The organism is Salinicola socius, from assembly GCF_001937195.1.
Classification (GTDB): Bacteria; Pseudomonadota; Gammaproteobacteria; order Pseudomonadales; family Halomonadaceae; genus Salinicola; species Salinicola socius.
In genome coordinates this window covers 37030-63211 of sequence record NZ_MSDO01000002.1, presented here as the reverse complement: position 1 = coordinate 63211, position 26182 = coordinate 37030, and the positions used below count along the sequence as shown (strand labels likewise).

28 protein-coding genes are annotated in these 26182 nt (G+C 63.5%); 13 read left to right on the top strand and 15 right to left on the bottom strand.

What is annotated here, in order from left to right; all coding sequences use genetic code 11:
- Positions 1 to 229 precede the first annotated feature (229 nt).
- Complete coding sequence (locus tag BTW07_RS02005; RefSeq protein ID WP_075568487.1) at positions 230 to 1006, top strand: SDR family NAD(P)-dependent oxidoreductase; 777 nt, start codon at positions 230 to 232, stop codon at positions 1004 to 1006.
- A gap of 198 nt (positions 1007 to 1204) precedes the next feature.
- On the opposite strand, the gene BTW07_RS02000 is transcribed toward BTW07_RS02005, so the two are convergent.
- Positions 1205 to 1435 (bottom strand): ChaB family protein, encoded by a 231-nt coding sequence (locus BTW07_RS02000; protein WP_075568486.1) that lies wholly within the window; start codon positions 1433 to 1435, stop codon positions 1205 to 1207.
- A gap of 66 nt (positions 1436 to 1501) precedes the next feature.
- A complete protein-coding gene (locus tag BTW07_RS01995; RefSeq protein ID WP_075568485.1) occupies positions 1502 to 3430 on the bottom strand; it encodes an ABC-F family ATP-binding cassette domain-containing protein in 1929 nt (642 codons plus the stop codon).
- A gap of 67 nt (positions 3431 to 3497) precedes the next feature.
- On the opposite strand from BTW07_RS01995, the gene BTW07_RS01990 reads away from it, so the two are divergent.
- Positions 3498 to 4010: a TIGR02444 family protein gene (locus BTW07_RS01990; protein ID WP_075568484.1), complete on the top strand. Its 513-nt coding sequence runs from the start codon at positions 3498 to 3500 to the stop codon at positions 4008 to 4010.
- Between the two features lie 87 nt (positions 4011 to 4097).
- The gene (gene bamJ / locus BTW07_RS01985) at positions 4098 to 4844 is read left to right on the top strand and encodes a BamJ family beta-barrel-assembly machinery protein (protein WP_075568483.1); all 747 of its coding nucleotides are present in this window, start codon (positions 4098 to 4100) and stop codon (positions 4842 to 4844) included.
- Positions 4845 to 4917: 73 nt separating this feature from the next.
- On the opposite strand, the gene BTW07_RS01980 is transcribed toward bamJ, so the two are convergent.
- Complete coding sequence (locus BTW07_RS01980; protein ID WP_075568482.1) at positions 4918 to 5454, bottom strand: hypothetical protein; 537 nt, start codon at positions 5452 to 5454, stop codon at positions 4918 to 4920.
- Positions 5455 to 5546: 92 nt separating this feature from the next.
- Between BTW07_RS01980 and BTW07_RS01975 the strand changes: the two genes are divergently transcribed.
- On the top strand, positions 5547 to 6467 hold the full coding sequence (locus BTW07_RS01975; protein WP_075568481.1) for an AEC family transporter: 921 nt from the start codon (positions 5547 to 5549) through the stop codon (positions 6465 to 6467).
- Between the two features lie 138 nt (positions 6468 to 6605).
- Here BTW07_RS01975 and BTW07_RS01970 read toward each other — a convergent pair whose 3' ends face one another.
- Positions 6606 to 7571: a LysR family transcriptional regulator gene (locus BTW07_RS01970; RefSeq protein ID WP_075568480.1), complete on the bottom strand. Its 966-nt coding sequence runs from the start codon at positions 7569 to 7571 to the stop codon at positions 6606 to 6608.
- A 194-nt stretch (positions 7572 to 7765) separates the two neighbouring features.
- On the opposite strand from BTW07_RS01970, the gene BTW07_RS01965 reads away from it, so the two are divergent.
- Complete coding sequence (locus BTW07_RS01965; RefSeq protein WP_075568479.1) at positions 7766 to 8674, top strand: DMT family transporter; 909 nt, start codon at positions 7766 to 7768, stop codon at positions 8672 to 8674.
- Positions 8675 to 8712: 38 nt separating this feature from the next.
- On the opposite strand, the gene trmB is transcribed toward BTW07_RS01965, so the two are convergent.
- The 4 genes from trmB to BTW07_RS01945 all read right to left on the bottom strand — a co-directional run bounded on the left by trmB (position 8713) and on the right by BTW07_RS01945 (position 12172).
- On the bottom strand, positions 8713 to 9438 hold the full coding sequence (trmB, locus tag BTW07_RS01960) for a tRNA (guanosine(46)-N7)-methyltransferase TrmB (RefSeq protein WP_075568478.1): 726 nt from the start codon (positions 9436 to 9438) through the stop codon (positions 8713 to 8715).
- Positions 9439 to 9578: 140 nt separating this feature from the next.
- A complete protein-coding gene (locus BTW07_RS01955) occupies positions 9579 to 10376 on the bottom strand; it encodes a thiazole synthase (protein ID WP_075568477.1) in 798 nt (265 codons plus the stop codon).
- Positions 10377 to 10407: 31 nt separating this feature from the next.
- Positions 10408 to 10608, bottom strand: coding sequence for a sulfur carrier protein ThiS (gene thiS, locus BTW07_RS01950; protein ID WP_075568476.1), 201 nt, complete (start codon positions 10606 to 10608; stop codon positions 10408 to 10410).
- A gap of 85 nt (positions 10609 to 10693) precedes the next feature.
- Positions 10694 to 12172 carry an alanine/glycine:cation symporter family protein gene (locus BTW07_RS01945; protein WP_075568475.1) on the bottom strand — a complete coding sequence of 493 codons (1479 nt, stop codon included), beginning with the start codon at positions 12170 to 12172 and terminating at the stop codon, positions 10694 to 10696.
- 162 nt (positions 12173 to 12334) lie between these two features.
- On the opposite strand from BTW07_RS01945, the gene BTW07_RS01940 reads away from it, so the two are divergent.
- Positions 12335 to 12727 (top strand): DUF423 domain-containing protein, encoded by a 393-nt coding sequence (locus BTW07_RS01940; protein WP_075568474.1) that lies wholly within the window; start codon positions 12335 to 12337, stop codon positions 12725 to 12727.
- A 166-nt stretch (positions 12728 to 12893) separates the two neighbouring features.
- On the opposite strand, the gene BTW07_RS01935 is transcribed toward BTW07_RS01940, so the two are convergent.
- A complete protein-coding gene (locus BTW07_RS01935; RefSeq protein ID WP_075568473.1) occupies positions 12894 to 13310 on the bottom strand; it encodes a PaaI family thioesterase in 417 nt (138 codons plus the stop codon).
- Positions 13311 to 13511: 201 nt separating this feature from the next.
- A complete protein-coding gene (locus BTW07_RS01930) occupies positions 13512 to 15704 on the bottom strand; it encodes a malate synthase G (RefSeq protein ID WP_075568648.1) in 2193 nt (730 codons plus the stop codon).
- Positions 15705 to 15957: 253 nt separating this feature from the next.
- Here BTW07_RS01930 and BTW07_RS01925 point away from each other — a divergent pair, with 253 nt between their 5' ends.
- The 3 genes from BTW07_RS01925 to BTW07_RS01915 all read left to right on the top strand — a co-directional run bounded on the left by BTW07_RS01925 (position 15958) and on the right by BTW07_RS01915 (position 18654).
- Positions 15958 to 16959, top strand: coding sequence for an alpha/beta hydrolase (locus tag BTW07_RS01925; RefSeq protein WP_075568472.1), 1002 nt, complete (start codon positions 15958 to 15960; stop codon positions 16957 to 16959).
- The gene (locus BTW07_RS01920) at positions 16956 to 17465 is read left to right on the top strand and encodes a hypothetical protein (protein ID WP_075568471.1); all 510 of its coding nucleotides are present in this window, start codon (positions 16956 to 16958) and stop codon (positions 17463 to 17465) included. Before BTW07_RS01925 ends, BTW07_RS01920 begins: the two co-directional genes overlap by 4 nt.
- A gap of 76 nt (positions 17466 to 17541) precedes the next feature.
- On the top strand, positions 17542 to 18654 hold the full coding sequence (locus BTW07_RS01915; protein WP_075568470.1) for an aminotransferase class I/II-fold pyridoxal phosphate-dependent enzyme: 1113 nt from the start codon (positions 17542 to 17544) through the stop codon (positions 18652 to 18654).
- Between the two features lie 16 nt (positions 18655 to 18670).
- Here BTW07_RS01915 and BTW07_RS01910 read toward each other — a convergent pair whose 3' ends face one another.
- Positions 18671 to 20191, bottom strand: a complete 1521-nt coding sequence (locus tag BTW07_RS01910) for a YifB family Mg chelatase-like AAA ATPase (protein WP_075568469.1) — start codon at positions 20189 to 20191, stop codon at positions 18671 to 18673.
- A gap of 139 nt (positions 20192 to 20330) precedes the next feature.
- Positions 20331 to 20657, bottom strand: a complete 327-nt coding sequence (locus BTW07_RS01905) for an accessory factor UbiK family protein (RefSeq protein ID WP_075568468.1) — start codon at positions 20655 to 20657, stop codon at positions 20331 to 20333.
- A gap of 280 nt (positions 20658 to 20937) precedes the next feature.
- Here BTW07_RS01905 and BTW07_RS01900 point away from each other — a divergent pair, with 280 nt between their 5' ends.
- The 3 genes from BTW07_RS01900 to glnK all read left to right on the top strand — a co-directional run bounded on the left by BTW07_RS01900 (position 20938) and on the right by glnK (position 23060).
- Positions 20938 to 21276 carry a P-II family nitrogen regulator gene (locus BTW07_RS01900; RefSeq protein WP_071231037.1) on the top strand — a complete coding sequence of 113 codons (339 nt, stop codon included), beginning with the start codon at positions 20938 to 20940 and terminating at the stop codon, positions 21274 to 21276.
- Between the two features lie 25 nt (positions 21277 to 21301).
- Positions 21302 to 22552, top strand: coding sequence for an ammonium transporter (locus BTW07_RS01895; RefSeq protein ID WP_075568467.1), 1251 nt, complete (start codon positions 21302 to 21304; stop codon positions 22550 to 22552).
- A 169-nt stretch (positions 22553 to 22721) separates the two neighbouring features.
- The gene (glnK, locus tag BTW07_RS01890) at positions 22722 to 23060 is read left to right on the top strand and encodes a P-II family nitrogen regulator (RefSeq protein ID WP_075568466.1); all 339 of its coding nucleotides are present in this window, start codon (positions 22722 to 22724) and stop codon (positions 23058 to 23060) included.
- 249 nt (positions 23061 to 23309) lie between these two features.
- On the opposite strand, the gene BTW07_RS01885 is transcribed toward glnK, so the two are convergent.
- Positions 23310 to 24086, bottom strand: a complete 777-nt coding sequence (locus BTW07_RS01885) for a ferredoxin--NADP reductase (protein ID WP_075568465.1) — start codon at positions 24084 to 24086, stop codon at positions 23310 to 23312.
- A gap of 152 nt (positions 24087 to 24238) precedes the next feature.
- Here BTW07_RS01885 and BTW07_RS01880 point away from each other — a divergent pair, with 152 nt between their 5' ends.
- Complete coding sequence (locus BTW07_RS01880) at positions 24239 to 25165, top strand: LysR family transcriptional regulator (protein WP_075568464.1); 927 nt, start codon at positions 24239 to 24241, stop codon at positions 25163 to 25165.
- A gap of 28 nt (positions 25166 to 25193) precedes the next feature.
- Here the strand turns inward: BTW07_RS01880 and BTW07_RS01875 are convergent, their stop codons facing one another.
- Together BTW07_RS01875 and BTW07_RS01870 are read right to left on the bottom strand one after the other, a co-directional pair.
- Positions 25194 to 25610, bottom strand: a complete 417-nt coding sequence (locus BTW07_RS01875; RefSeq protein WP_075568463.1) for a host attachment protein — start codon at positions 25608 to 25610, stop codon at positions 25194 to 25196.
- A 165-nt stretch (positions 25611 to 25775) separates the two neighbouring features.
- Entirely contained in the window at positions 25776 to 26165 is a 390-nt protein-coding gene (locus BTW07_RS01870) for a RidA family protein (RefSeq protein WP_075568462.1), read from the bottom strand.
- Between the last annotated feature and the right edge of the window lie 17 nt (positions 26166 to 26182).

Sequence of the window (26182 nt, the reverse complement as noted above, 5' to 3'; positions counted from 1 at the left end):
TCGGCGAGCGATGCCCAGACTAGGCAAAAATTGACGAAAAAGCGGAGTTTACGAGGTGTAAATGAGCATTTTGAGTCAATTTTTAACGCCGTATGGGCGAGCGCAGGCATTTTTCAGACAGAGCGTAGGTTCTGAGGCGACTCGGGCAGCAATGGTGATCGCCAGAATGGGCGGCGCCACATACGACAGGGAATAGCGGCCGCGAGCCGCGACGAAAGGAATCACGATCATGACTCATCCCCTCGCCATCATCACCGGCGGTGCCCAGGGCATCGGACGTGCCACGACGGAGCTACTGCTGAAAGAGGGCTGGCGAGTCGCCGCCCTGGATCGCGACGCGGAAGCCGTGGCGGAACTCGACGAGACCCATCCCGCGGCAACGCTTCTGACCATGGTCGTCGACGTCAGCGACGAGTTGCAGGTCAAGGAGGCCTTTTTCCATCTGTCGGACTGGCAGCTGGAGAACGATCAATCCACGGGCGTGGATCTGCTGGTCAACAACGCCGGCGTCGCCGATCCGGTCTGCGGCCCGATCGAGGAGCTGGCGCTCGCGGACTGGCGGATCTGGCAGGAGAGCCACCTGACCGGCGCTTTCCTGTGCACGCGCGCCGCCGTTCCCGGCCTGCGCCAGCGTCGCGGCGCCATCGTCAACATCGCCTCGACCCGGGCGCTGCAGTCGGAACCCCACTGCGAGTCCTACGCCGCCGCCAAGGGTGGCCTGCTGTCGATGACCCACGCGCTGGCGGTGAGCCTGGGCCCGGATATCCGGGTCAACGCCATCTGTCCGGGCTGGATCGAGACCGGTCCCTGGCAAAAGGCCAGCCAACGCAATACGCCAGCGCATCGCGCCATCGATCGAGACCAGCATCCGGTCGGACGCGTCGGCGAGCCGGCCGACGTTGCCGCCACGGTCGCCTTTCTCGCCAGCGACAAGGCAGGATTCATCACCGGTCAGCACATCAGTGTGGATGGAGGGATGAGCAAAAAGATGATCTACGCCGAGTGAGCTGGACGGCAGGGATTGCGCTCATCCAGGCGGCGTTGCTCTCTACGGCGCCCCGAAGCCGGCGCTGATCGACCACGGCGCCCTGAAGCCGGCGCTAATCGACCACGGCGCCCTGAAACCGGCACTGATCGACCACGGCGCCCCGAAGCCGGCGCTGATCGACCACGGCGCCAATGCGGGCGTGATCGAAGCCCGTCTTCAGGACTTCGGATGCCAGTTGCCGTCGTCGCCTTTTCGATACTTCGCCTCGACGGCTTTCCAGGCCACGGCATGAGCGGCCTCCTCCCGAGAACTGTCGCCGCGCCGGGCCTCGGGGCTCTTGTACTGCTCCCAGGCGCTGTTGAACGCTTCCTTGTAGATAGTGCGAGCGTGCGGTGGCAGCACCTTGCGCGCGCTGTCGGGGATATCGTCACGGAAATCGTAAGGCATGAAATCTCTCCTTGAGTCCGACGTTCATCCCCAGTGTAGACGGTCGCGACAGGTCTCGGGAATGGGTCAGGATTCCGCCTGTATCAGCTCCGCCTCCAGCGTTTCCAGCGCCTCTTCCGCCGCCATCCATTCGCTCTCGAGCCGCTCCACCTCGGCCTGACGTTCGCCCTGTTCGCGAACCAGTCGTGCCAGCTCGTCCTTGCGACCGGCCTCATAGAGGTCCGGATTCGCCAGCTGGGCTTCCAGCGCCGACAGTGCACTCTGGGCCTTGTCGAGCGTCTTCTCCGCGGCATCGCGCTGCTTGCGCAGCGGCTTCATCTGCTCGCGCCGTTCGGCGGCTGCGCGCCGGGCCGCCTTGCGATCGCCGCCATCCGCCGCGCCTTTTTCCTGGCGCGCTTCCTGCTTCAGGTCGCGCCGACGTTCCGCCTCGCGGGACTTGAGCCACAGGTGGTAATCATCGAGATCGCCATCGAACGGCTCGACCCGTCCTTCGGCGACGCGCCAGAAGGTATCGACGCTGGCCCGCAGTAGATGGCGGTCGTGGGAGACGATGATCACCGCACCTTCATACTCCGCCAGCGCCTCGGCCAGCGCCTCTCGCATGTCCAGATCGAGGTGGTTGGTCGGTTCGTCGAGCAGCAACAGATTGGGCTTTTCCCAGGCGACCAGCGATAGTGCCAGACGCGCCTTCTCGCCGCCGGAAAACCGCGATACGTCGCCGAACACGTCGTCGCCACGGAAGCCGAATCCACCCAGGAAATTGCGAATCGACAGATCGCTGGCGGTGGGGGAAAGCCGCTGCACATGGGTGAACGGCGTCGCACCGATATCCAGGTGCTCCAACTGATGCTGGGCGTAGTAGCCGACCACCAGATTGTCTCCCGGCACACGCGTGCCGGAGAGGGGCTGCAGATCCCCGATCAATGTCTTGATCAGCGTCGATTTGCCCGCACCGTTGGGCCCCAGCAGACCGATACGCTCACCGGGCAGAATCGATACCTTCACCCCCGCGAGAATGGTGCGATCGGAATACCCCAGCGCGGCCTGATCCAGCGACAGCAGCGGCGTCGAGGTCTTGTCGGCACACGGCAGTTGAAAGCGAAACGGCGAATCGACCCGCGCCGCGGCAATGGTCTCCATGCGCTCGAGCATCTTCAACCGGCTCTGGGCCTGACGCGCCTTGGTCGCCTTGGCCCGAAAGCGCTCGACGAACCCTTCGATCTCGGCGCGCCTCGCCTGCTGTTTCTCGAACGCCGCCTGCTGCTGTGTCTGGCGCTCGGCACGGGCGCGCTCGAAAGCGCTGTAATGGCCGCGATAGAGCACCAGCTGGCCTTGATCGATATGCAGGATGTGATCGCAGACGGCATCGAGAAAGTCGCGGTCGTGAGAGATCAGCATCAGCGTGCCGGGATAGCGCGTCAGCCACTGCTCGAGCCACAGCAGCGCGTCCAGATCCAGGTGGTTGGTCGGCTCGTCGAGCAGCATGATCTCCGATGGCGTGAACAGCGTCCGGGCCAGACCGACACGCATCCGCCAGCCGCCGGAGAACGCCGCCAGCGGCCGGTAGAGATCGTCCTGGGCGAATCCCAGCCCGGCCAGCAGCTGCTCGGCGCGGGACCGTGCCGTGTAGCCGTCGAGCGCCTCGATCTGGCCGTGCAGACCCGCCTCGCGCTGCATCTCGCCGTTGGCCTGTGCCTCGGCCAGTGCCGCTTCGGTCTCGCGCAGGGCGACGTCTCCATCGAGCACGTACTCCACCAGCGGGCGCTCGATGGCCGAGACCTCCTGCGCCATGTGGGCAATCCGCTTGCCGCCGGCAATCTCCACGCTGCCGGTATCGGCGCCGAGCTCACCCCGGATCAGGGCGAACAGGCTCGACTTGCCGGCACCGTTGGCACCGACGATACCGACCTTCTGGCCCTCGTGCAGCACCAGATCGGCCCCTTCGAACAGTCGTCGGGTGCCGCGTTGCAGGGCGAGTTGGCGAAATGCGATCATGCCGGGCTCCAGGGCGCGTCAAATGGGCGCTCATTCTACCAGCCATCCACCATCGGGTTGGAATGCCATGTCAGCCACCGACGCCGCTGCCTCGCTATGGTCCTACGCGCTGTCGCGATACGCCCGCCCCGGCGTCGAAGCCGAATGCCTGACGCTGCAGGATGAACACGGCTGGGATGTCTGCGAATTGCTGTGGATCGCCTGGCTGAGCGAACGCCGCCAGCGCCCGGATCCCAAGGCCGACCACGCCCTGGCCGACGCGAGACGCTGGCAACGGGAAATGACCCTACCGCTGCGCGAACGCCGCCGAACGCTGAAAATCGAGGTGCAGCATCGGCCCCGGCTGGAGTCGTTGCGCCAGGCGCTGAAGCAGGCGGAGCTCTACGCCGAGCGCGAGATGCTGACGCAACTGGCGGCGCTGCCCACGATCGGGGCCGCGCCGGATGCCCCCCTCAAACAGGCATTAGATTCCTGTCGCGTGCTACGCGAGGTCACCGCCGAGGCTTACCCGCCGTTACGCGATCTGCTGGCGCGCTGGATAATCGATGCCCCGGATGCGGAACCAAAACCCACCTGTTAGAGTCACAGCACGACTACCCACCGGTGTTTGAGGCTTCTTTCCCGATTCTGGCCAGCATCGGTTTCCTTTCCGACTCAAGGAGTTTGCATGAAACGTTTGGTAACCGCCGTCGCCCTCGGCAGCATCATGACCCTGCCGCTGACGGCCTTTGCCCAGGACAAGGTCGATCTCGACAATGACCAGGCGAAGCTCAGCTACAGCATCGGTGCCACGCTCGGCCAGGGTCTGTCCAAGGACATCAAGGATCTCGACGTCGACGCCTTCGCGGCAGCCATCAAGGACGTCTACGGTGATGACGACCTGCAGATGACCCAGGACGAGATCAGCACCACGCTGACCCAGTACCAGCAGAAGAAGGTCGCCGAGCAGAAGGCCGAGCAGAAGAAAGTCGCGGACGAGAATCGCAAGAAGAGCGAGGCCTTCCTGAAAGAAAACGCCGAGAAAGATGGCGTGAAGACCACGGATTCCGGCCTGCAGTACGAAGTCCTCGAATCCGGTGACGGCGAATCTCCGAGCGCCGACGATACCGTCCGCGTCAACTACGAAGGCACCCTGCCGGACGGCACCGTCTTCGACAGCTCCTACAAGCGTGGCGAACCGATCTCGTTCAAGGTCGACCAGGTCATTCCCGGCTGGCAGGAAGCGCTGAAGATGATGCACGTCGGCGACACCTGGAAGATCGCCGTACCCTCCGACCTGGCCTATGGCCCGGCCGGTACCGGCGGCCCCATCGGTCCCAACCAGGCGCTGCAGTTCAAGGTCGAACTCCTCGCCATCAACCCCGATGATGCGGACAGCGACAGCAGCGATGACGGCGACGACAGCGGCAACTAAACGCTGACCCCGTGGCCCTCTGTCACTGCCTCATCCGACGCCGGTCAGGTTGACTCCTGACCGGCGTCGGCGTTTACAGGCAGCGCTTGTCGCCTCGTCCTATTGGCACTCCACCCAGGTCACGGCTGTCGAAATCGAACCAGCTCCCCTTCAAGCCATGATCGCTCAACACCACCACCTGGGCTCGCCAGGCGTTCACGTGAGCGCTGCAGAGCCCCAGATTCCCCTCCCCCACGAAGCGTCCATCCCCCTTCGCCCGTAACGAGAGCCGTCGCGACTGCACGTTCATTTCGCGACCGATGAACTGGACCGTCACCGTTTGCGGCGCACGACCGTCAACGCGAGCTTCGAACGTCAGCGTTCCCGTCTCGTCCCGGGCCTCCTGCAGCGCGAACGCCAGCGAGGCGTCGATCCCCAGGCTGGCATGGCATCCACCGTCCAGCAGGTCGCAGCCCTGCGCCGGTGGATACCAGGTCACGTCGCGGGTCGACTCACGCAGGTAGTAGTAGTCGAGCAGATACCAGAGCGCGATGACGATCGTCATCAACGTGACCCCGATCAGCAGATTGAGCATCCGCGGCCTGGCGGTTTCCTCTTCGTACGCAGCCATGAACTTTCAGAGACTCCAAGCGTTGAGCATTAGCCGATAGACTAGCGGGCAAAGGCGCTGCAGATCACCGAGGCGCTCGACAAGGATGACACATGAGCGATATCGCGAACGCCCTGGGCCCGCTATTTCTGTTGATTCTACTCGGTGCCGTGCTGGGCTGGGCACGTTTTCCCGGCGGCGATTTCTGGCCACGACTCGAGCGCTTCATCTATTACCTGCTGTTTCCGGCAATGCTGGTGTCGACGCTGGCGACTGCCGACGTCAGCCAGGTCCCGGTCATTCGGCTCGGCGTCACGCTGCTCGGCGCCATGGCGCTGATGGGGCTGGGCCTGTGGCTGGCGAGATATCGTCTGCGGCTCGATCCTCCCGCCTTCACCTCGGCTTTCCAGGGCGTGGTGCGCTTCAATACCTATGTCGGCGTCGCGGGGGCGACGGCCCTGCACGGCACTGCCGGCACGACGGTGGCGGCCGTCGCGGTCGCGCTGATGGTGCCGAGCGCCAATATTCTCTGCGTGCTGGCCTTCATTGCCTCCGGCACGCTGGGTAGCGCCAGTCTGCGCCAGAGCGCCCTGGCGCTGCTGCGAAACCCGTTGATTCTTGCCTGCCTGCTGGGGATTGGCTTGAATTTTGGCGGTATCGGCCTGCCAGGGTGGAGCTTTGAGGCCATCGAACTGCTCGGCAACGCCGCGCTCCCACTGGGGCTGGTCGCGGTGGGCGTTGCCCTGCGCCCTCACGCACTGTGGCGAAGCGGCAAAGCTTTCTGGTTGTCGAGCGGGCTCAAGCTGATCGTCACGCCATTGGCCGTGCTGGCGCTGGCCTGGATGGTCGGCCTCCACGGTGCGGATCGCGACGTGGCACTGCTGTTCGCCGCGCTGCCGACCGCGACGTCCGCCTACATTCTGGCCCGCCAGCTGGGCGGTGACGCAGAACTGATGGCCGCCGTGATTACCGGCCAGACCCTGCTGGCAATGGCGACGCTGCCACTGCTGCTGCACGGCTTCGGCGTGAATTGACGACTGCAAATAAAAAAGATTCTCGTTACGCTTGCAATCACAAATGAGAATGATTAACCTTCTTATCGTGGCGCTGCCAAACGCCACTGACCACAGCAGCGAATGTCAGGTTCCTGCCATGGTTATCTCCTCATCAAGCTAGTCACGGTCCTTAGTGCCGCCCTGCCCAGGGCGGCCTTTTTTGTTTCCGATATCGCGCTCGCTCAGCGCATCACGCTGCCAGGGCCCGCGCCCGTGCAGTCGCTCGCGCAGCAGTTGTGCCAGCGCTTCGACCGCCGGCTGCGAACCGACTTCGATCGCCTGGGCGAAGTGCAGACGCGCGACACACCGGCGTATCGGCGGCATCCCGTCACTCTCGTCGAGCGGACGCATGGCCGTGGTCACCCGCTCGCGGTCGAGCACGCCGATCGCCATGCCGGTTTCGATGGCCTTTTCCACGGCGTGAATGCTGGTACTGGTGAAGATCGCCCGCCACGGGCGCTGAACCGAGTCCAGCGCGCCGGTCGCCAGGTGTCGGTAAGGGCACTCCTCGGGATGCACCGCCAGTGGCACGATCGCTTCCCGGTGAAGCGCGCCCTGAACGGGGCCGGCCCACACTGGCGTGGGATGCCACAGCGTTTCGCCGCCCTCCAGCCCCGTTGCATGATCGAGCACCACGGCCAGATCCAGCTTTCGCTGTCTGAGCGCCCGCGCGAGCCGGCCGCTGGTATCGGTGGTGACGTCCAGCAGGATGCCTGGATAACGCGCCATGAACTGTGGCAGCGTATCGTCCAGCAGCTCGCGAGCGTAGTCTTCGGGGATCCCCAGCCGCACCCGCCCGCTCAGACGCTCGCCGCTGAACCGGCTGACCAGCGTATCGTGGACTCGCAGCAGCTCTCGCGCCTCGCGCAGCAGCACGTCGCCGCTCGGCGTCAACGATACGCCACGCGAGTTCCGCTCGAGCAGCCTCACGTCGAGTTCGGTTTCCAGACGTTTCATCTGCATGCTGATGGCACTTAGCGTGCGATGGCGCACCTCTGCCGTTGCCGCCAGTGACCCGGTCTGCGCGACGACCTGGAATGTGCGCAACAGCTCGAGATCGAGCGTCTGGTTGCCTTCAATCATATTGAACTCAGATAGATTTTTATTCGATTCATTGAACTCGCCTGAGCGCGCAGACTCAAGCCACTTCGATCACACCGGCGCTTCGATCACACCGGCGCTTCGATCACACCGGCGCTTCGATCACACCGGCGCTTCGATGACATCCGCACCGGGACGATATCAACGGCTCGTCGATACCGACAAGGAGGCTTGGCATGCGCAATCTATCGCTGAACGTGGCACTGATGACGGGATTCGTCATCTGCTGGAGCTCCGGCTTCATCGGCAGCCGACTGGCCAGTCAGGCGCCACTGCCGGCGATGGACATGTTCGCCTGGCGCTTCGTCATCGCCACCTCGATCGCCGCGCTGTGGTGGGCTCTGAGCCACCAGCGCTCGGTGACGCTGTCGGGCTGGCTGCGCGAGATGAGCGTCGGCGCGCTCACCATGGGCGGCTATCTGCTGTTCGTGATGCTGGCCGTCGGGGAAGGCGTCAGCGCCGGCTCCACCGCATTGATCACGGCGCAGCAGCCGCTGTTGGCCGCACTGCTGGCAACGCTGTGGCTCCGCGAGCAGATGCCGATCGCGAGCTGGATCGGCATGGCGATCGCGGCAAGCGGCGTCGCGCTGTGCGTGGCCGGCGACTGGCAAGGTGCGGGTAGCGCCAGCGGCTGGGCCTATGCGCTACCGCTGCTGTCGGTGATCAGCGTGACCCTCGGCAGCTTGCTCGCCACCCGGCGCCCGTCGGGTCTCGGCATGCCGGCCACGCTGACGGCGCAGCTCGGCGCGGCAAGCCTGGTCTTTCTGACCGCAGCGTTCAGCGACGGACAGCTGGCCCCCCCGGGCAGCGAACTGATCACCTGGCAGACGATGGGCTGGCTGGTCGTGCTGTCGAGCTTCGGCGGCTATGGATTTCTCACTGCCTGCCTGCGCCGGGTTGGCGTGACGGCCGTCTCGAGCGCGATCTACCTCACCCCGCCGGTCACGTTACTGTGGACCGCATGGATGTTCGATGAACGCATCGACACGCTACAGCTGGGGGGCATGGCGTTGGCGTTACTGGGCGTTGCGATCGCGCTGATCGCCCAGCAACGCTTTCGCCACATTGGCGACTGGGCACATTGAAGACGCATTGAGGAGATATCGCGCATGGCGCCAGCCGATCAATCGCGCCGGTAGATGAGATCCCAGACGCCGTGACCCAGGCGCTCGCCGCGCTGCTCGAACTTGGTCAACGGGCGAAAGTCGGGGCGTGCGATGAAAGGGGCGGTCTCGGCCGGCGCGGTGTTGACGAAACCCGGCGCCTCGGCCATCACCTCCGCCATGAATTCGGCGTAGGCCTGCCAGTCGGTGGCCATGTGCAGCTTGCCACCCGGCTCGAGCCGGGAGCGCACCAGTTCGACGAACGGCAACTGCACGATCCGCCGCTTGTGATGCTTCTTCTTGGGCCACGGATCGGGGAAGAACAGCTGCAGCGTATCGATGCTCGCTTCCGGCAGGCAATCCGCCAGCACGGCCAGCGCGTCTTCACGGTAGACCCGCAGATTGGTGAGCCCGCGCTTGTCCGCCTCGTCGAGCAGCTTGCCCACGCCGGGCGCGTGAACCTCGATGCCGATGAAGTCCGTCTCGGGATGCATCTCGGCCTGCTCGACCAGCGACTGGCCCATACCGAAACCGATCTCTACCACGCAGGGCGCCTTGCGGCCGAACAGTTGCTCGAGGTCCTGGCGGCCATCGGCCAGCGTCAGCCCCCACCGGGGCCAGACGTCTTTCAGCCCGCGCTCCTGCGCCGCTGTCATGCGCCCTGCGCGCAGTACGTAACTCTTGATGCCACGCCGCACGGGGGCGTCGGCGGAGGATTCGTTATCGGGCGTCGTCTTGTCAGTCATGCAGAGGCGTCAACAGGCTAGGAAAGTGGAAAAGGCCACCGGTTGCGGTGGCCCTATACGGTTCGATCCAGAGATAGATCAATCGAAGGACCGGTCGATCGAAGAACGCCTCGATCGCGGGCCAGGTCGTTCGCGTAGGCTCAGCCGTTGATCCGCCCGGCGAACGGCGAGGAAGGGCTGGCGCTCTGGCGACGCGGCATGCGCTCGGCGAGAAAGGCCTCGCGCCCGGCCTCGATCGCCTTGCGCATGGCGTTGGCCATCATCACCGGGTGCCGGGCGTGAGCGATGGCGGAGTTCATCAGCACGCCATCGCAGCCCATCTCCATCGCCAGCGCCGCATCGGACGCCGTGCCGATCCCCGCATCGACCAGTACCGGCACCTCGGCCTGTTCGAGAATGATCGCCAGCGTGGCCGGATTGAGCAGGCCGTTGCCCGAGCCGATCAGCGACCCCAGCGGCATCACCGCACAGCAGCCGCGCTTTTCCAGCTCCTTGGCCACGATCGGATCGTCACTGGTGTAGACCATGACGTCGAAGCCATCGTTGACCAGGGTTTCCGCTGCGGCCAGCGTCTCGACCACGTTGGGATAGAGCGTCTTGTCGTCGCCCAGCACTTCCAGCTTGACCAGGTTGTGGCCGTCAAGCAGCTCGCGCGCGAGCTTGCAGGTTCGCACGGCATCCCTGGCGGTGTAGCAGCCGGCAGTATTGGGCAGCAGCGTGTAGCGCGACGGTGGAACGGCGTCGAGCAGATTGGGCTCGCCCGGATTCTGGCCGAGATTGGTGCGGCGAACCGCGAAGGTCACCACGTCGGCACCGCTGGCCGCGATCGCCGAAGCGGTCTCGTCGAAGTCGCGATACTTGCCGGTGCCGACCAGCAGGCGGGAGGCAAAGCGACGTCCCGCCACGATCAACGGGGTGTCCTGGATCAGCTGAGACATGGATGGCTCCTGGTCATGAATCGGACGGAAATCAGCCGCCGCCGATAGCGTGCACGATCTCCACGCTATCGCCGTCACTCAGGCGCGTCTGCGCATGCAGGCTGCGTGGCACGATCTCTTCGTTGACCTCGATGGCGATACGCCGTCCCGCCAAGCCAAGCGAATCGACCAGTTGGGCCAACGTCTGCTCGCCATCGAGCTGACTGGGCTCACCGTTGAGCTGAATCTGCATGACGGCTCTCCCTGAAGCGGATCTCGAGGAGGCGCATTGTAGCGCCTCACGAAGAATCAGGCATCCTGGTCAGGCATCGTACGAGTCAGACGGTGCTTTCGCGCGCCGGCCACACATCGGCGTCGACCTGCTCGGGACGCTTCAGCACCTTCTGGGGGTCGAAGGTCGGCTCATGCACCCCTTCCTTGCGCTGACGCTCGTAATCCTTGAGCACACGCAGCGCGATCGGGCACAGCAGCAGAATCGCAATGAGGTTGGTGGTGGCCATCAGCCCCATGGCGAGATCGGCGAAATCCCACACGAACTGCAATTGGGCGACGGAACCGATCATCACCATCGCCAACACCGCAATGCGCAGCACCGAGACCGCCATTTTGCAATGACGTTTGAACAGGTACTCGATATTGATCTGAGAGTAGGAGAAGTTGGCAATGATCGAGGTGAACGCGAACAGGAAGATGGCGATCGCGATGAAAATCTCGCCGAAGCTGCCGAGGTGGTCGACCATCGCGTCCTGAGTCAGCTGGATGCCGACGATATCCTGCCCCGGCGAGGTGCTCATCAGACGTTCGTAGACGCCCGAAAGCAGAATCACCACCGCGGTGCAGCTGCAGATCACCAGCGTATCGATGAACACGCCGAAGGATTGCACCAGCCCCTGCGCCGCCGGGTGCTTGACGTCCGCCTGGGCGGCCGCATTGGGCGCCGAGCCCATGCCTGCTTCGTTGGAGAACAGGCCGCGCTTGATGCCGTTCTCCATCGCGATCTTGATGGTATAACCCACCGCACCACCGACCGCCGGACCATAGCCGAAGGCGCTCTTGATGATCAGCTCCAGCATCGCGGGCACTTCACCGATGTTCACCACCAGGACATAAAGCGCCACCAGGAAGTAACCGATGGCCATGATCGGCACGATCTTCTCGGCCGTGCGCGCAACGGACTTGAGGCCCCCGTAGATCACCAGCGCCGTGATGATCACCAGCGCCACACCGGTCATCCAGTTGGGGATCGAGAACGCCTGGGACAGGCCCTGCGCAATGGTATTGGACTGGGCGCCGTTGAAAGCCAGACCGTAAGCGATCAGCAGGAAGATCGCGAACAGCACGCTCATCCAGCGCTGGCCCAGGGCCCGTTCGATGTAGTACGCCGGACCGCCGCGAAAGACGCCATCCTCGTTACGCTTCTTGTAGGTCTGGGCCAGGGTCGATTCGACGAACGATGTGGCAAAGCCGACCAGTGCTGTCATCCACATCCAGAAGATCGCCCCGGGGCCGCCGACCCACAGAGCGATCGCCACACCTGCCAGGTTGCCGGTGCCAACCCGTGCCGCCAATGATGTCGCGAAAGCCTGAAAGCCGCTGACGCCGGTGCCGGAACCGCGGCTGTGAAAGGTGACACGGGCCATGTGGCCGAACAACCGGAACTGCATGAAGCCCGTGAGAACGGTGAACAGAATCCCGGCACCCAGCAGCAGGTAGAGCAGGATATAGGTCCAGACAAAATCACTGAGCGGGGTCATGACCGCATAGATCGCGTCGTGAAGCGTGTTGATGAATTCCATTTCGGAGATCCTTATGGAGGACGATGACGTCGCAAGCGCTGGCAGGCGGCTGCCGAGGCGGTTTTTTACGCGCTAGACTAGCAGGCGTCAATTCCGCGACTGACGCCTCTATCAAGCATAGCCGCCTTCAAGCAAGCATAGTCGCCATCAAGGAGTCGTAACATGCACCCAAAGTGGGCCTGGATTTTCGCCGCACTGAGCGGATTCATTCTCGTGGCGGCCGGCGCCTTCGGTGCTCACGCGCTGGCCGGCATCCTGTCGCCGCGCGATCTTGAAGTCTTCCATACCGCCGTGCGTTATCAGGCCTGGCACACGCTGGCCGTCATGGCCGTGCTCGCCTGGCACGGACAGCGTCCTCTGCGGGGGCAGATGCTGGCCGTCGGGCTCTGGTTCACGGGGATGGTACTGTTCAGCGGATCGCTCTACGGCCTGATCCTCAGTGGCGTGCGCCCCCTGGGTATCGTCACGCCGGTCGGCGGGCTGCTGCTGATGGCGGGCTGGCTGGCACTGGCCTGGAGCGCCTGGCATCAACGCTCGGCATACCCCGGGGAATAGTCCGGGGAAATAGTCCGGGGAAACAGTCGGGGAAAGAGAGACGAGAAACCGATCGCAAAATAGCGCAGCGGATCGGTGCGGGAAACGCTTGATAAGGCTATGCGAAGGACCGCGCCAAGGACTGCGCCAAGGACTGTGCGAATGACGCTGGCAATGGCGCCAGCGATCAGTCGTCCCGATCCGGCAGCACGTAGGTTGCCGTCACCAGCGCGACGGGCTCGTCGTCGCCGGTGGAGAACAGCTGGACCTCGCCCACCGCAAGCCGCTGGCCGAGCTTGATGATGCGTGCGTTGGCGATGAGATCCCGGTCGCCGCGGGCGCGACGCAGAAAATGGCAGTTGAGACTGCTGGTCACCGCCATCGCCTCCGGCCCGATCTGAGCCAGAATCGCCACGTAGAGACAGACATCGGCCAGATTCACCATCGACGGTCCGGAGACACAGGCGCCGGGACGCAGGTGCTCGTCCTCGATCGCCAGACTCATGGTCGCTCGCAGGTGATCGACGGCCTCGATGGTGCCCTGACGCTGGGGAAAGACGTCGTCGAGAAAATCCTCGATTTCGGCGGCGGTCATTACGGTCATCGGACTCTCCCAGGACGTCACGTTCGATGGACGGCACTCGATTCGGGGGAAAAACAACGCAGCCGTCAAGATAGCGCAAGCCATCATCGAGTCACAGAGGCAAAACGGCGAGCCGCGAAAACCAGTCTGCGCCCGCAGTCTACAAAGAAAAGCGCCAGCGACAATGTCGCTGGCGCTTTTACGTAGCTCGTAACTCGTAGCTCAGTGCTTCGCCTTGTCCACGGCGCGCCAGTGATGCAGCAGCGGCTCGGTGTAGCCGGAGGGCTGTTCGCGGCCCTTGAAGATCAGATCCGACGCGGCCTGAAACGCAGTGGAATCATCCAGCCGCGAGGTCATCGGCGTGTAGCCGGAATCGCCGGCATTCTGCTCGTCGACCACCTTGGCCATGCGCTCGAGGGTTTCGCGCACCTGCGCTTCGTCCACGATCCCGTGGTGCAGCCAGTTGGCGATGTGCTGGCTGGAGATACGCAGCGTGGCGCGATCTTCCATCAGCCCGACGTTGTGGATATCCGGCACCTTGGAGCAACCGACCCCGTGCTCGACCCAGCGCACCACGTAGCCGAGAATGCCTTGGCAGTTGTTGTCGAGTTCCTGCTGGATTTCGTCGGCTCGCCAGGCCGCCTTGGGATCGACCGGCACGGTCAGCAGATCGTCGAGCAGATCCGTTTCCCCTTGATCTTCCAGTTCGCGCTGGACCGCGCCGACATCGATCTGATGATAGTGCAGCGCGTGCAGCACCGCGGCGGTCGGCGACGGCACCCAGGCGGTATTGGCGCCGGCCTTGGGATGGCCCACCTTCTGCTCGAGCATCGCCGCCATCAGATCCGGCATCGCCCACATGCCCTTGCCGATCTGGGCCCGCCCGCGCAGTCCACAGGCCAGCCCGATCTGGACGTTGCTGCGTTCGTAGGCAGCGATCCACTGGCTGCCTTTCATGTCACCCTTGCGCAGCATCGGCCCCGCATTCATGGCCGTATGCATCTCGTCGCCGGTGCGATCGAGAAAGCCGGTATTGATGAACGCGACCCGCGACGAGGCCGCTTCGATGCAGGCCTTGAGGTTGACCGAGGTCCGCCGCTCCTCATCCATGATGCCCATCTTCAGCGTGTCCGCCGGCAGCCCGAGCAGCTGTTCGACGCGCCCGAACAGCTCGTCGGCAAAGGCCACTTCCTGCGGGCCGTGCATCTTGGGTTTGACGATATACAGCGACCCGGCGCGCGAATTGCCCAGCGAGGTCTCCGCCTTCCGTTTCAGATCATGCAGACCGATCAGCGAGGTCATCACCGCGTCCAGAATGCCCTCGGGAATCTCGTTGCCGTCGCCATCGAGAATGGCCGGCGTCGTCATCAGATGACCGACGTTACGCACGAACATCAGCGAGCGGCCCGGCAGCGTCAGCGAGCCGCCATCCGGCAGGGTGTAATCCCGATCCGGATTGAGACGCCGGGTCACGGTCTTGCCGCCCTTGTCGAAGCGCTCCTCGAGATCGCCTTTCATCAGACCGAGCCAGTTGCGATAGACCAGCGTCTTGTCCTCGGCATCGACGGCGGCAATCGAGTCTTCGCAATCCATGATCGTGGTGATCGCCGCTTCGACCAGCAGATCCTTGACGTGGGCCGGGTCGGTCCTGCCGATCGGATGCTCGGCATCGATCTGGATTTCGAGATGCAGGCCATGATTGGAGAGCAGGATGGCATCGGGCGAGGCGGCCTCGCCCTGGAAGCCGACGAAATGGCCCGGGTTCTTCAGCCCGGTATCGCGCCCGCCCTCGAGTTTTACCGACAGTCGATTGTCACGAACGACGTAGCCAACGGCATCCCGATGCGTCCCGGTCGCCAGCGGCGCGGCCATGTCGAGCACGTTGCGGGCATAGGCGATCACCTTGGCGCCGCGCTTGGGGTTGTAGTCGCCACCCTTCTCGGCGCCATCGGCCTCGCTGATCACGTCGGTGCCGTAGAGCGCGTCGTAGAGACTGCCCCAGCGGGCGTTGGCGGCGTTCAGCGCGTAGCGCGCGTTGTTAACCGGCACCACCAGCTGCGGCCCGGCCTGACGCGCGATCTCGGCATCGACATTGGCCGTGGAGGCCTGCACCTTGGCCGGCGCGTCGACCAGATAGCCGATCTCCTCGAGGAAGGCGCGATAGCCCGCCATGTCCTTGATTTCACCCGGATTGGCCTGGTGCCATTCATCGAGCTTGGCCTGAAGGCGATCGCGCTCGGCCAGCAGTTCCCGATTGCGAGGCGCCAGGTCATGAACCAGCGCATCGAAACCGGCCCAGAACGCGTCGGCCTCGATGCCGGTGCCGGGCATGACTTCATCGACGATGAAGCGATCGAGCTCGTTCGCTACCTGTAATCGGTGATGAGTGGTACGTTTTGTCGTAGCGGATGTCATGTTCGTCTCCAGATCGGCGGTCACTGAGGCCACAGTCATCGTCTCGTCATCCTGCGACGTCATCGGGCCCAAGATTATTTATGGAAAATATTTCCACATACTGTACGACATCATAATCAGCCAGTCGGGCATTGTCTTCTTCGACCTTCGTCAGCCGCCGTCGGCGCTGTCTCGACGGCCTGCCATCGCCCGCTTCATGCCATGGTTTCGGCGGCGCACGGCGAGTAGCATAGGCGGACCAGGAGACACACGCATGCTCGACTTTTCGCCACTCAAGACGGTTGGCACCGTCCGCCATATCGAAACGCCCACCGATTCGCCACTGGCCGGCTATCTCGATCACTACCGGTTGTCGGCACTGCTGGAAGCCCATCCCGAGCTCCAGCTTCATGCCGGTTTCCTGCAGGCCGAAGGCGAGGCAGGCCGAACCTTCGAACTGTGGACTCAGGTGTGGGTCCCACCCGCCCCCCGCGGGACGATCTTCGTGGTTCACGGCTACTTCGATCATCTCGGGCTCTACGGCCATCTGCTCGAACGACTGCTGGCGCTCGGCTGGCAGGTCGTGATGTGGGATCTGCCCGGCCACGGACTCTCCAGCGGTGCTCGTGCCACCATCGATGATTTCACCGATTACGTGAAGTGCTTCAATAGCATCGAACGCCAGATCGCCGACCTGAATCTCGCGCCGGGCCCGTGGCTGGCGATCGGCCAAAGCACGGGCGCCTCGATCGTCGCCACCGATGCCCTGGCGCGCGGCGATCAGGCGCCGTGGCAAGGGCTGGTAATGCTGGCGCCGCTGGTCCGCCCGTGGGGCTGGAATCAGTCGCGCTGGCTCCACCGTATCGCCAGTCCGTTCGTGGATACCATTCCCCGAAAGTATCGCGCCAATACCACCAATCTCGACTTCGCCGATTTTTTACGTCTGCACGACCCGCTGCAGGACGATCATCTGGCACTGACCTGGGTCACCGCAATGCGCCGCTGGATGCCGACGCTGCTGAAGCGTCCGCCCAGCGAGCTGCCGGTGCTGATCCTGCAGGGCGAGCAGGACCTGACCGTCGACTGGAGCTGGAATCTCAAGGCACTGCGGCGCAAGTTTCCGCGCGCCCAGGTGGTGCGGCACCCCGATGCCCGCCACCACCTGGTCAACGAGGCGGAGCCGATCCGACGTCTGCTTTTCGAAGCGCTCGATGACTTTCTGACACGCTTCGCGGCGACGCACCCACCAGTTCCCGTTCCAAAGCCAAAGCCATGAAGTTTCTGCTCGTCAGCATCCTGGTCATGACGCTGGCCGGCTGCGCTGGCCTCAGCCAGTCGCCGCCGGACGCTCGCGAAGCGCTGCGCGGGTTGGCGGATAACGCGGCCCGAGGCCTGCTCGAGACGCCGCCCTGGTCTTCCGAGAACGCCTCGGCGGTCACTGTCCTGATGCGCCCAGCGCAGGTGGATGCGTCACTGCCGATTACCCCCGAGGCGCTCAATGAAGCGCTGGCCCGGGGGCTGCTGAGCCAGGAGAACGCACCGCACGTGCTGGACTGGGCGCCCGTCTCGATGTCGCAAAGCGCCAGCCAGCAGTGGCTGCTGCAAGCCCGGCTCAGCGCCGAGACCCCGCCGCTGCACTTGAGCGACCGTATCCTGCAGCCCTATCGGCTGCAGTTCGATCTATCCCGCCCGGGGGACGAGGGTACTCACTGGCACTGGCAGGCCAGCGGCGCGGTGGATCTTGACGCCCTGCCATCGGACGATGCCCTCTCGGCACCGTGAACTCGCCAGTGAACGTCGCTGCCCCTTTTATCGTTTCCACCATCCGCTATCGCTCAACGTCACGACTGAGAAGCCCATGTCACGCTTTGCTCCCCATCTCGAAAACCAGCACGGCCCCCACAATCCCTTCCCCGGCTTACAGGCGCTGGAACGCCGTCTGGGCCACGCGCTGCCCCATCGCATCGGTTCCAATGAAGGGTTGGATATGCCCCATCGGGCGCTGGCGGCGCGATTCGGAAGCGACATCGCCGACCTCGCCCGTACCTACGGCGACGCCGAGGCGTGGCGGATTCGCGAGCTGCTCGCCGAAGGCCTGGGGCTGCCGATGGAGACACTGCTGGTAGATGCGGGCGCGGACAGCCTGATGGCGCTGACGCTGCGTGCGCTGTGCGAGCCGGGGGACACGGTCATCACCAGCGCCGGCACCTACCCGACCTGGAGCTACTTCGTGCACGGACACGGCTGTCGCCAGATCGAAGTCGAGTACGCCAGCGGCCCGGGTTATCTGGCCCCGGACCTCGGCGGGCTGGCAGCCGCGGCCAAGCGCGAACGGGCTCGGGTGGTCTATCTGGCCAACCCCGACAACCCCGCCGGCCATCTCCACAGCGATGCCGACGTGCGTGCACTGCGCGAGCACCTTCCCGACGACTGCACCCTGGTGCTGGACGAGGCCTACCACGATTTTCGTGACGATGCGGACGCGTCCGAAGCCAATGCCGTCTGGCCCGGCGTGATTCGGCTACGCACCTTCTCCAAGGCTCATGGACTGGCAGGGCTGCGTGTGGGTTACGCCATCGCCTTGCCAGAAACCCAAGCCATGCTGTTGAAGGTGAGGATTCACTACGCCGTCTCGTCGCTGGCGCTGGCGGCCGCAGAGACCGTGCTCCGGCATCCCGACGAAACCCGCGAGCACGTGGCAGCGGTGGTCAAGCGACGCGAAGCGCTGAGCCAATGGTTGCAGGAGCGTGGCGCCGAGGTGCTGCCCAGCACGACCAATTTCGTCAGTCTGAGAATGGAAACCGCCGAACGCGCGAGCGAGATCCACCGGCAGCTGCTGGCGGAAGGCACGCTGATCCACCGCCCCGCCCATCCCGCGCTGGGGCACGTGCTGCGCATCAGCGCGCTCGATGACGCGCTGGTACCGGGAAGACTCGAGACGTTGGCCCTGGCGCTGCAGGAAGCGAATTGAGCAACGCCTTCAGGACTCAGGCCCGCATGGGATCGTTGGCTTTCAACATGCGATCCAGCTGGCGATAGCCGATCGCCTCCATCAGTTGCGCCTTGCCGACACGCGTTTCACCGCTGAGGTCGGCTAGGGTCAAGGCCACCCGCAGTACGCGGTGATAGGCCCGTGCGGAAAGGTTGAGACGGTCCAGAACGCTTGCGAACCACTGGCGCTCGTCCGGCGACAAGGCGCACGCCGCTTCCAGCTCGGGCCCCGGCAGGTGGGCGTTGAGCGAGCCTCGCGCCTGCTGGCGCCGGCGGGCGGCCAGGACACGCTCCATCACGCTGGCGGAAGATTCGCCGGGCGTCTGGTCGGTCAGTTGGGTGGCGGGGAGTGCCGGCACTTCGACCTGGAGATCGATCCGGTCCAGCAGCGGCCCGGACAGCCGTGACTGGTAGCGCTGGATCTGCGCCGGGCTGCAGTGGCAGCGCTGGCGCGGGTCGCCGAGATGGCCACACGGGCAAGGATTCATCGCCGCGACAAGCTGGAAACGGGCCGGAAAGCGGCGCTGATGATTGGCCCGGGAGATCAGAATCTGCGCCGACTCCATCGGCTCGCGCAGCACTTCCAGCACGTGACGATCGAACTCCGGGAGTTCGTCCAGAAACAGCACGCCCTGATGCGCCAGCGATATCTCGCCGGGTCTCGGTCGCGACCCTCCACCGACCAGCGCGACACTGCTCGAGGTGTGATGCGGGTTGCGAAACGGTCGCTGCCCCCAGCGTTCCATGATCGGCAGCCCGCAGACCGAGCGCACGGCGGCGACCTCGAGCGATTCGTCCTGTGTCAGGGGCGGCAGAATGCCGGCCAGCCGGCTCGCCAGCATGGTCTTGCCGGTGCCCGGCGGACCTGCCAGCAGCAGGTTGTGACCGCCCGCCGCCGCGACTTCCAGCGCTCGGCGCGCCTGATGCTGCCCTTTGACGTCTGCCATGTCGGGCTGCGGAACCCGCGCCTGAACCGGCGCCCCAAACTGGTGCGCAGGGAGCTTCTCGCGACCCAGTAAATGACCCACCACTTCGAGAATATGCCCCGCCGCGAACACCTCGACGCCATCGGCCAGCGCGGCCTCGTCGGCATTGGCAAGCGGGACGATGAGACCGCGACCTGCGCGTCGCGCCGCCAGTGCCGTGGGCAGTACGCCGGTCACCGGGCGCAGCGCGCCGTCCAGTGCCAGTTCGCCGACGATCTCGAGCTTTTCGGCCGCTTCGACCGGCACCTGACCGGAGGCCATCAGAATGCCCAGGGCAATGGGGAGGTCGAAACGCCCGCCATCCTTGGGCAGGTCGGCGGGCGCCAGATTGAGCGTGATGCGGCGAGAAGGGAATTCGAATCCGGCATTGATGAGCGCGCTTCGAACGCGCTCGCGGCTCTCCTTGACCGCGGCCTCCGGCAGTCCGACCAGCGTCAGCCCGGGCAGGCCGTTACTGAGATGTACCTCGATCAGGACTTCCGGTGCCTCGAGTCCGAGGCTGGCGCGAGCGCGCACGATGGCAAGGGTCATGTCGTCTCCCCGGTCCACACCTGGGCGGGTGCCACAGGCCAGAGGCATGCCGGAGCGGCATGCCATCCAGCCTACACGACTACATAATGTTACGCATTATTGCAATCATGGGTAACGCTCCGAACCGTCGTCACCTCGCTCAGGATTTCTTCCCGTGAGCGCTGCCATCCACATCGTCGATGGGCGGCACGTGGGGCTGGACCCTGGGCTGGGATGCCTGCTCGCTCTGGAGCGTGTTCTCCAGTGCCGCGACCTGCTCCTCCAATGCCTCGACCCGCTCACGAGTGCGCTGAAGCACTTCCATCATGATGTCGAAGTCCTCTCGAGACACGATTTCCATGCGTTCCATCGCGCCACGCAACACGCCCTGCATGTTGCGCTGAATATCGCCCGGCGCTTGAGACGCGCCATGCAACTTGTCGCCCAACTGCCTGGTCAAGCGTTCGAACCGATCCTGTGCCGACATGACGTTCTCTCCTTGGTGCCCTGCTGCGTTGATGATCATCGCCGTGATGGCTAGCCATTCAGCATACGCAAAGTCACGCTTTCTCGCCTGCGCACAAACGGTGCACACCGAAAACCCAGGCGCCTCTTATTGGTGCGATTATCGGGCATCACCGTTACGCGCCAGAGCGTAGCGACGACAAAAACGACTTCAAGTCATTGATTTCAATGTCGTCGATGCCGGGTGGCATGTGTCCTGCGTGTAACCTGTAGGCGCTAGCCGACTACGGGAGAGACATGGGATGAAACTCATCACCGCCATCATTAAACCCTTCAAGCTCGACGATGTGCGCGAGGCACTGGCCGATAACGGCGTGCAGGGCATCACCGTCACAGAAGTGAAAGGGTTTGGTCGTCAGAAAGGCCATACCGAGCTTTATCGCGGCGCGGAATACGTCGTCGATTTCCTGCCGAAGGTGAAGGTCGAAGTCGCTGTCGAAGACGATCGTGTCGATGGCGTGCTGGATTCGATCCGCAATGCCGCCAACAGCGGCAAGATCGGCGACGGCAAGCTGTTCGTCACGCCACTCGAAGATGTGATCCGGATTCGAACCGGGGAACGCGGGGCCGACGCCGTTTAACGGCGCGGAACGAGGAGACAAAAGAATGAATGATCAAGTGGTTCAACTTTCCTACGCACTCGACACCTTCTACTTTCTGGTGACTGGTGCCCTGGTGATGTGGATGGCGGCCGGTTTTGCCATGCTCGAGGCGGGCCTGGTTCGCGCCAAGAACACCACCGAGATTCTGACCAAGAACGTCGTTCTCTACGCCATTGCCTGTACCATGTATCTGCTGGTCGGCTATCACATCATGTACTCCAGCGAGAGCGGTGGCTTCTTCCCGAGCCTCGGCTTTCTGATCGGTGCGGAAAACAGCGTCGACGACGTGATGTCCAGCGGCGGCGACGTCTACTACTCCGCGCGTTCGGACTTCTTTTTCCAGGTCGTCTTCGTTGCCACGGCCATGTCGATCGTCTCCGGTGCCGTCGCCGAACGCATGAAGCTCTGGGCGTTCATGCTCTTCGCCGTCGTCATGACCGGCTTCATCTATCCGATCCAGGGCTACTGGAAGTGGGGCGGCGGTTTCCTCGACGCAGCCGGTTTCCAGGATTTCGCCGGGTCCGGTGTCGTCCACCTGTGTGGCGCGACAGCCGCTTTCGCCGGGGTTCTGCTGCTGGGCGCGCGCAAGGGCAAGTACGGCAAGAACGGTGCTATCTACGCGATTCCTGGCTCCAACCTGCCGCTGGCAACGCTCGGCACCTTCATCCTGTGGCTGGGCTGGTTCGGTTTCAACGGTGGCTCCGAGCTGATGGTTTCCAATATCGGTGAAGCCAACGCCGTGGCGCAGGTTTTCGTCAACACCAACGCGGCCGCGGCCGGTGGCGTCATCGCCGCGATCATTCTGGCCAAGCTCTGGTTCCGCAAGGCGGACCTGACCATGGCATTGAACGGCGCCCTGGCGGGCCTGGTTGCCATCACTGCCGAGCCGCTGGCGCCGACCGCGCTCACCGCCACGCTGATCGGTGCGGTCGGTGGCCTGCTGGTGGTCGTCGCCATCGTGACGCTCGACAAGGTCAAGATCGATGATCCGGTCGGTGCCATCTCGGTTCATGGCGTGGTCGGCATCTGGGGGCTGGTCGCGGTACCCTTCTCCAACGGTGATGCCACCTTCGGCGCCCAGTTGCTGGGTATCGCGACGATCTTCGCCTGGACCTTCATTGCCAGCCTGATCGTCTGGGGCATCATCAAGGCCGTCATGGGTATCCGAGTCTCCGAAGAAGAAGAATATGAAGGCGTCGACATCGCGGAATGCGGTATGGAAGCCTATCCTGAATTCAACGTCGGCAAGAAGTAAGCCGATACACCGAGTGAGCTGGCGTGCTCCCCTGGCCCCCTTCGGGGGGCCTTTTTTAATTCCCGCGATCGGCGGTGTATGCTTAAACTAACGGTCGTCCGGCATTCATGACGGCGACTCAAGGACTTGAGCGCACATTATCCGTCCATCGCACGCGAGGAGAACTTCCATGAAACTGGTTACCGCCATTATCAAACCGTTCAAGCTGGACGACGTGCGTGAATCTCTATCCGAGATCGGCGTGCAGGGTGTCACCGTGACCGAGGTCAAGGGTTTCGGTCGCCAGAAAGGTCACACCGAGCTCTATCGTGGCGCCGAGTACGTGGTCGACTTCCTTCCCAAGATCAAGCTCGAGGTCGCCGTCGACGACGGCATGAGCGATCAGGTGATCGATGCCATCACCAAGGTGGCCAACACCGGCAAGATCGGCGACGGCAAGATCTTCGTCTCGCCGCTGGAGCAGGTGATTCGTATCCGTACCGGCGAGACCGGCAAGGACGCGGTCTGAAAACTGGCTGCGCTCGGTCATACGGCGCTAAAAATCAGCTTAAAATGCTCATTTACATCTTGTAAACTCCGCTTTTGCGCTGATTTTTGCCTTGTCTGACCATTCGCTCGCCGACTTTTCAAACTCAAACTTGCGCTCGAAATCAGCCCCAAAAAAAACCGCCTCCACGGTCCTGCCGGGGAGGCGGTTTTTATTTCCGCTTCGAGCTTACGTCATCACGCGCTCGGCGAGTCGGATCACTTCTCGACCTTATTTTTCAACAAAAGCCCGCTCGATGACATAGTCACCCGGCTCGCCCATTCGCGGCGAAATGGCAAACCCCAGCTCGTCGAGCAGCCCGCTGGTCTCCTCGAGCATCGCCGGGCTGCCGCAGATCATGGCCCGATCCTGCTTCGGATCCAGCGGCGGCAAGCCCGTGTCCTCGAACAGCTTGCCGCTGCGGATATGGTCGGTCAGGCGACCCATGGTGTGAAACGCTTCGCGCGTCACCGTCGGGTAATAGACCAGCTTCTCGCGAATCTCGTCGCCCAGGTACTCGTGCGCCGGCAGCTCCTTGGAGATGAAGTCGGCGTAGGCCAGCTCGCTGACCGACCGCACGCCGTGAATCAGCACGATCTTCTCGAAGCGCTCATAGGCTTCGGGATCCTGAATCAGGCTCATGAAAGGGGCCAGCCCGGTGCCGGTGGAAAGCATGTACAGGTTGCGTCCCGGCAGCAGATCGTCGCAGACCAGCGTACCGGTCGGCTTGCGGCTGACCATGATCTGATCGCCCACCTTGAGGTGCTGCAGACGCGACGTCAGCGGACCATCCTGTACCTTGATGCTGAAGAACTCGAGGTGATCTTCATAGTTGGGGCTGGCGACGGAATAAGCGCGCACCAGCGGCTTGCCGTCGACTTCCAGGCCGATCATGACGAACTGCCCGTTCTTGAAGCGCAAACTGCGTTCGCGCGTGGTCCGGAAGCTGAACAGCGTGTCGTTCCAGTGGTGAACGCTCAAGACCTCTTCCAGGGCAAACTTGCTCATGACCGACTCCTGACGATGACTGCGACCGATAATAGCGAAAAGGCATAGATGAGATGCCAAGTAGATGACCGAACTATAAGAAACTGCCAGTATTCTGTTAAGTGGATTATTTGGATATTCTATATCCACAAAATCGATAACGGATCCAGGACATGCGCTATACCCTGCGTCAACTCGAGGTTTTCGTGGCGATCGCCCAGCATCAGAGCGTTTCCCGCGCCGCTCAGACGCTGTCGATGTCGCAGTCGGCAACGAGCACCGCGCTGGCGGAACTGGAGCGTCAGTTCGACTGCCAGTTGCTGGATCGACTCGGCAAACGCCTCAAACTGAATGCGCTGGGTTTTCAGCTACTGCCCAAGGCGGTCGCCTTGCTGGATCGCGGGGAGGAGATCGAAGAGCTGCTGCAGGGCCAGAGCGGTATCAGCTCGCTGGAAGTCGGAGCGACGCTGACGATCGGCAATTATCTGGCAACGCTGCTGATCAGCGACTTCATGCAGCGCTATCCGGAAAGCCGGGTCAGGCTGCAGGTTCGCAATACCGCCTCGATCGTCGAACGCATCGCGCTGCATGAGCTGGATCTGGGTCTGATCGAGGGCGACTGCCAGCATGACGATATCGTCATTCAACCCTGGATCGAAGACGATCTCACCGTGTTCTGCTCCCCTCGTCACCCGCTGGCCGAAGCGCGTAGCGCCGATGTCGAGCGACTGCTGCGCGAGGCGTGGATCATGCGAGAGGTGGGTTCCGGCACGCGCAGGACACTGGAACATGCCATGCGCCACCGACGGGGCCGCTTCAACATCCTGCTGGAGCTGGAACATACCGAAGGGATCAAGCGCGCCGTGGAGTCTGGTCTCGGCATTGGCTGCGTATCGCGTCTGGCACTGAGAGATGCCTTCCGCCGCGGCAGCCTGGTACCAATCGCGACGCCCGAACTGGATCTGACGCGCCGATTCGCTTTCATCTGGCACCGCCAGAAGTATCTGACCACCGGCATGCGGGAGTTTCTGCGCCTGTGCCGCGAGATGACCGCCGGTATTCAGCGCAGCGATGAAATCGATCTGCCGACGATCCCCTGAGAAGACGATCGCCGGCACGGGTCAACGGTCAATCGAGCTTGCCGGCGATCTCTTCCTCGCTGGCCTTCGAGAGGTCCTTATCCAGCGTCTGAATCACGCAGTCGAGCGTCGGCTTGTCGAGCTTTTCTCGCAACTGGCCCAGAAACTGCGGCGCCGCAATCAGTACGAACTTGTCGGCCTTGCCCTGGGTCCTCGCATCACGCAGATAGCCCGCGACTTCCTTGGCGAAGACCATCGCCTGCTTTTCGGAGGTGGCGTTCTCGTTGCCGGTCTGACGCTGGCTGGCGCCCGAGGTCGCCTCGCCCTTGCCGCCGGTGCGCAGATCGCCGGTATGCAGCCGGGACTCCGGATGCGTCAACGTCTCGATCTCCCGCAGCGTCCGCGCTTCTCGAGCGAAGATGCGCGCGCGTGAGGCATCGGCGGCGACGACAAATGTCTTGTCCATGATCGATTCTCCAAGTCCGTGGATGGTACTCACCAAGCGTGGTAGAGATTCGCGCGTCGCTCAACCCCTACCCGGTCGGCAGCATGGAAACGACGGCGCCGAAACGACAGCACCCCGCTGGCTGGCGGGGCGCTGGCGATGTCATCCGGCCTTTCGACGCGAACGCTATGCCGGTGGAATCCAGGCAATCATGTCCACCTCGACATCGGCCCCGCCAGCCAGGCCGGTGACGCCGATACAGGTCCGCGTGGGCAGCGGGTTCTGGAAGTAGCTGGCATAGACGCCGTTCACTTCTTCGAAGTGGCCCATGTTGGTAATGAAGACCCGGCTCTGGACGACGTGTTCGAAGCTGCTGCCAACGGCCTCGAGCACGATCGCCAGGTTCTGCATCACCCGATGTGTCTGCTCGGTGAAGGTTCCCAGCAGCATCTCGTTGGTCTCCGGCACGGTCGGCATCTGGCCGGTGATAAAAACCAGATTGCCGACCTTGCAGGCGTGGGAGAATGGCGCGATCGGCTGCGGTGCGCCCTCGACGAAGAGTTTTTCGATACCCATGTCCGTGGCTCTCTCCA

What these genes read in the sequence shown, in the direction of transcription:
- BTW07_RS02005 (WP_075568487.1), top strand. Translation starts at nt 230, where the DNA reads ATGACTCATCCCCTCGCCATCATCACCGGCGGTGCCCAGGGCATCGGA.
- BTW07_RS02000 (WP_075568486.1), bottom strand. Translation starts at nt 1,435, where the DNA reads ATGCCTTACGATTTCCGTGACGATATCCCCGACAGCGCGCGCAAGGTG.
- BTW07_RS01995 (WP_075568485.1), bottom strand. Translation starts at nt 3,430, where the DNA reads ATGATCGCATTTCGCCAACTCGCCCTGCAACGCGGCACCCGACGACTG.
- BTW07_RS01990 (WP_075568484.1), top strand. Translation starts at nt 3,498, where the DNA reads ATGTCAGCCACCGACGCCGCTGCCTCGCTATGGTCCTACGCGCTGTCG.
- bamJ (WP_075568483.1), top strand. Translation starts at nt 4,098, where the DNA reads ATGAAACGTTTGGTAACCGCCGTCGCCCTCGGCAGCATCATGACCCTG.
- BTW07_RS01980 (WP_075568482.1), bottom strand. Translation starts at nt 5,454, where the DNA reads ATGGCTGCGTACGAAGAGGAAACCGCCAGGCCGCGGATGCTCAATCTG.
- BTW07_RS01975 (WP_075568481.1), top strand. Translation starts at nt 5,547, where the DNA reads ATGAGCGATATCGCGAACGCCCTGGGCCCGCTATTTCTGTTGATTCTA.
- BTW07_RS01970 (WP_075568480.1), bottom strand. Translation starts at nt 7,571, where the DNA reads ATGATTGAAGGCAACCAGACGCTCGATCTCGAGCTGTTGCGCACATTC.
- BTW07_RS01965 (WP_075568479.1), top strand. Translation starts at nt 7,766, where the DNA reads ATGCGCAATCTATCGCTGAACGTGGCACTGATGACGGGATTCGTCATC.
- trmB (WP_075568478.1), bottom strand. Translation starts at nt 9,438, where the DNA reads ATGACTGACAAGACGACGCCCGATAACGAATCCTCCGCCGACGCCCCC.
- BTW07_RS01955 (WP_075568477.1), bottom strand. Translation starts at nt 10,376, where the DNA reads ATGTCTCAGCTGATCCAGGACACCCCGTTGATCGTGGCGGGACGTCGC.
- thiS (WP_075568476.1), bottom strand. Translation starts at nt 10,608, where the DNA reads ATGCAGATTCAGCTCAACGGTGAGCCCAGTCAGCTCGATGGCGAGCAG.
- BTW07_RS01945 (WP_075568475.1), bottom strand. Translation starts at nt 12,172, where the DNA reads ATGGAATTCATCAACACGCTTCACGACGCGATCTATGCGGTCATGACC.
- BTW07_RS01940 (WP_075568474.1), top strand. Translation starts at nt 12,335, where the DNA reads ATGCACCCAAAGTGGGCCTGGATTTTCGCCGCACTGAGCGGATTCATT.
- BTW07_RS01935 (WP_075568473.1), bottom strand. Translation starts at nt 13,310, where the DNA reads ATGACCGTAATGACCGCCGCCGAAATCGAGGATTTTCTCGACGACGTC.
- BTW07_RS01930 (WP_075568648.1), bottom strand. Translation starts at nt 15,704, where the DNA reads ATGACATCCGCTACGACAAAACGTACCACTCATCACCGATTACAGGTA.
- BTW07_RS01925 (WP_075568472.1), top strand. Translation starts at nt 15,958, where the DNA reads ATGCTCGACTTTTCGCCACTCAAGACGGTTGGCACCGTCCGCCATATC.
- BTW07_RS01920 (WP_075568471.1), top strand. Translation starts at nt 16,956, where the DNA reads ATGAAGTTTCTGCTCGTCAGCATCCTGGTCATGACGCTGGCCGGCTGC.
- BTW07_RS01915 (WP_075568470.1), top strand. Translation starts at nt 17,542, where the DNA reads ATGTCACGCTTTGCTCCCCATCTCGAAAACCAGCACGGCCCCCACAAT.
- BTW07_RS01910 (WP_075568469.1), bottom strand. Translation starts at nt 20,191, where the DNA reads ATGACCCTTGCCATCGTGCGCGCTCGCGCCAGCCTCGGACTCGAGGCA.
- BTW07_RS01905 (WP_075568468.1), bottom strand. Translation starts at nt 20,657, where the DNA reads ATGTCGGCACAGGATCGGTTCGAACGCTTGACCAGGCAGTTGGGCGAC.
- BTW07_RS01900 (WP_071231037.1), top strand. Translation starts at nt 20,938, where the DNA reads ATGAAACTCATCACCGCCATCATTAAACCCTTCAAGCTCGACGATGTG.
- BTW07_RS01895 (WP_075568467.1), top strand. Translation starts at nt 21,302, where the DNA reads ATGAATGATCAAGTGGTTCAACTTTCCTACGCACTCGACACCTTCTAC.
- glnK (WP_075568466.1), top strand. Translation starts at nt 22,722, where the DNA reads ATGAAACTGGTTACCGCCATTATCAAACCGTTCAAGCTGGACGACGTG.
- BTW07_RS01885 (WP_075568465.1), bottom strand. Translation starts at nt 24,086, where the DNA reads ATGAGCAAGTTTGCCCTGGAAGAGGTCTTGAGCGTTCACCACTGGAAC.
- BTW07_RS01880 (WP_075568464.1), top strand. Translation starts at nt 24,239, where the DNA reads ATGCGCTATACCCTGCGTCAACTCGAGGTTTTCGTGGCGATCGCCCAG.
- BTW07_RS01875 (WP_075568463.1), bottom strand. Translation starts at nt 25,610, where the DNA reads ATGGACAAGACATTTGTCGTCGCCGCCGATGCCTCACGCGCGCGCATC.
- BTW07_RS01870 (WP_075568462.1), bottom strand. Translation starts at nt 26,165, where the DNA reads ATGGGTATCGAAAAACTCTTCGTCGAGGGCGCACCGCAGCCGATCGCG.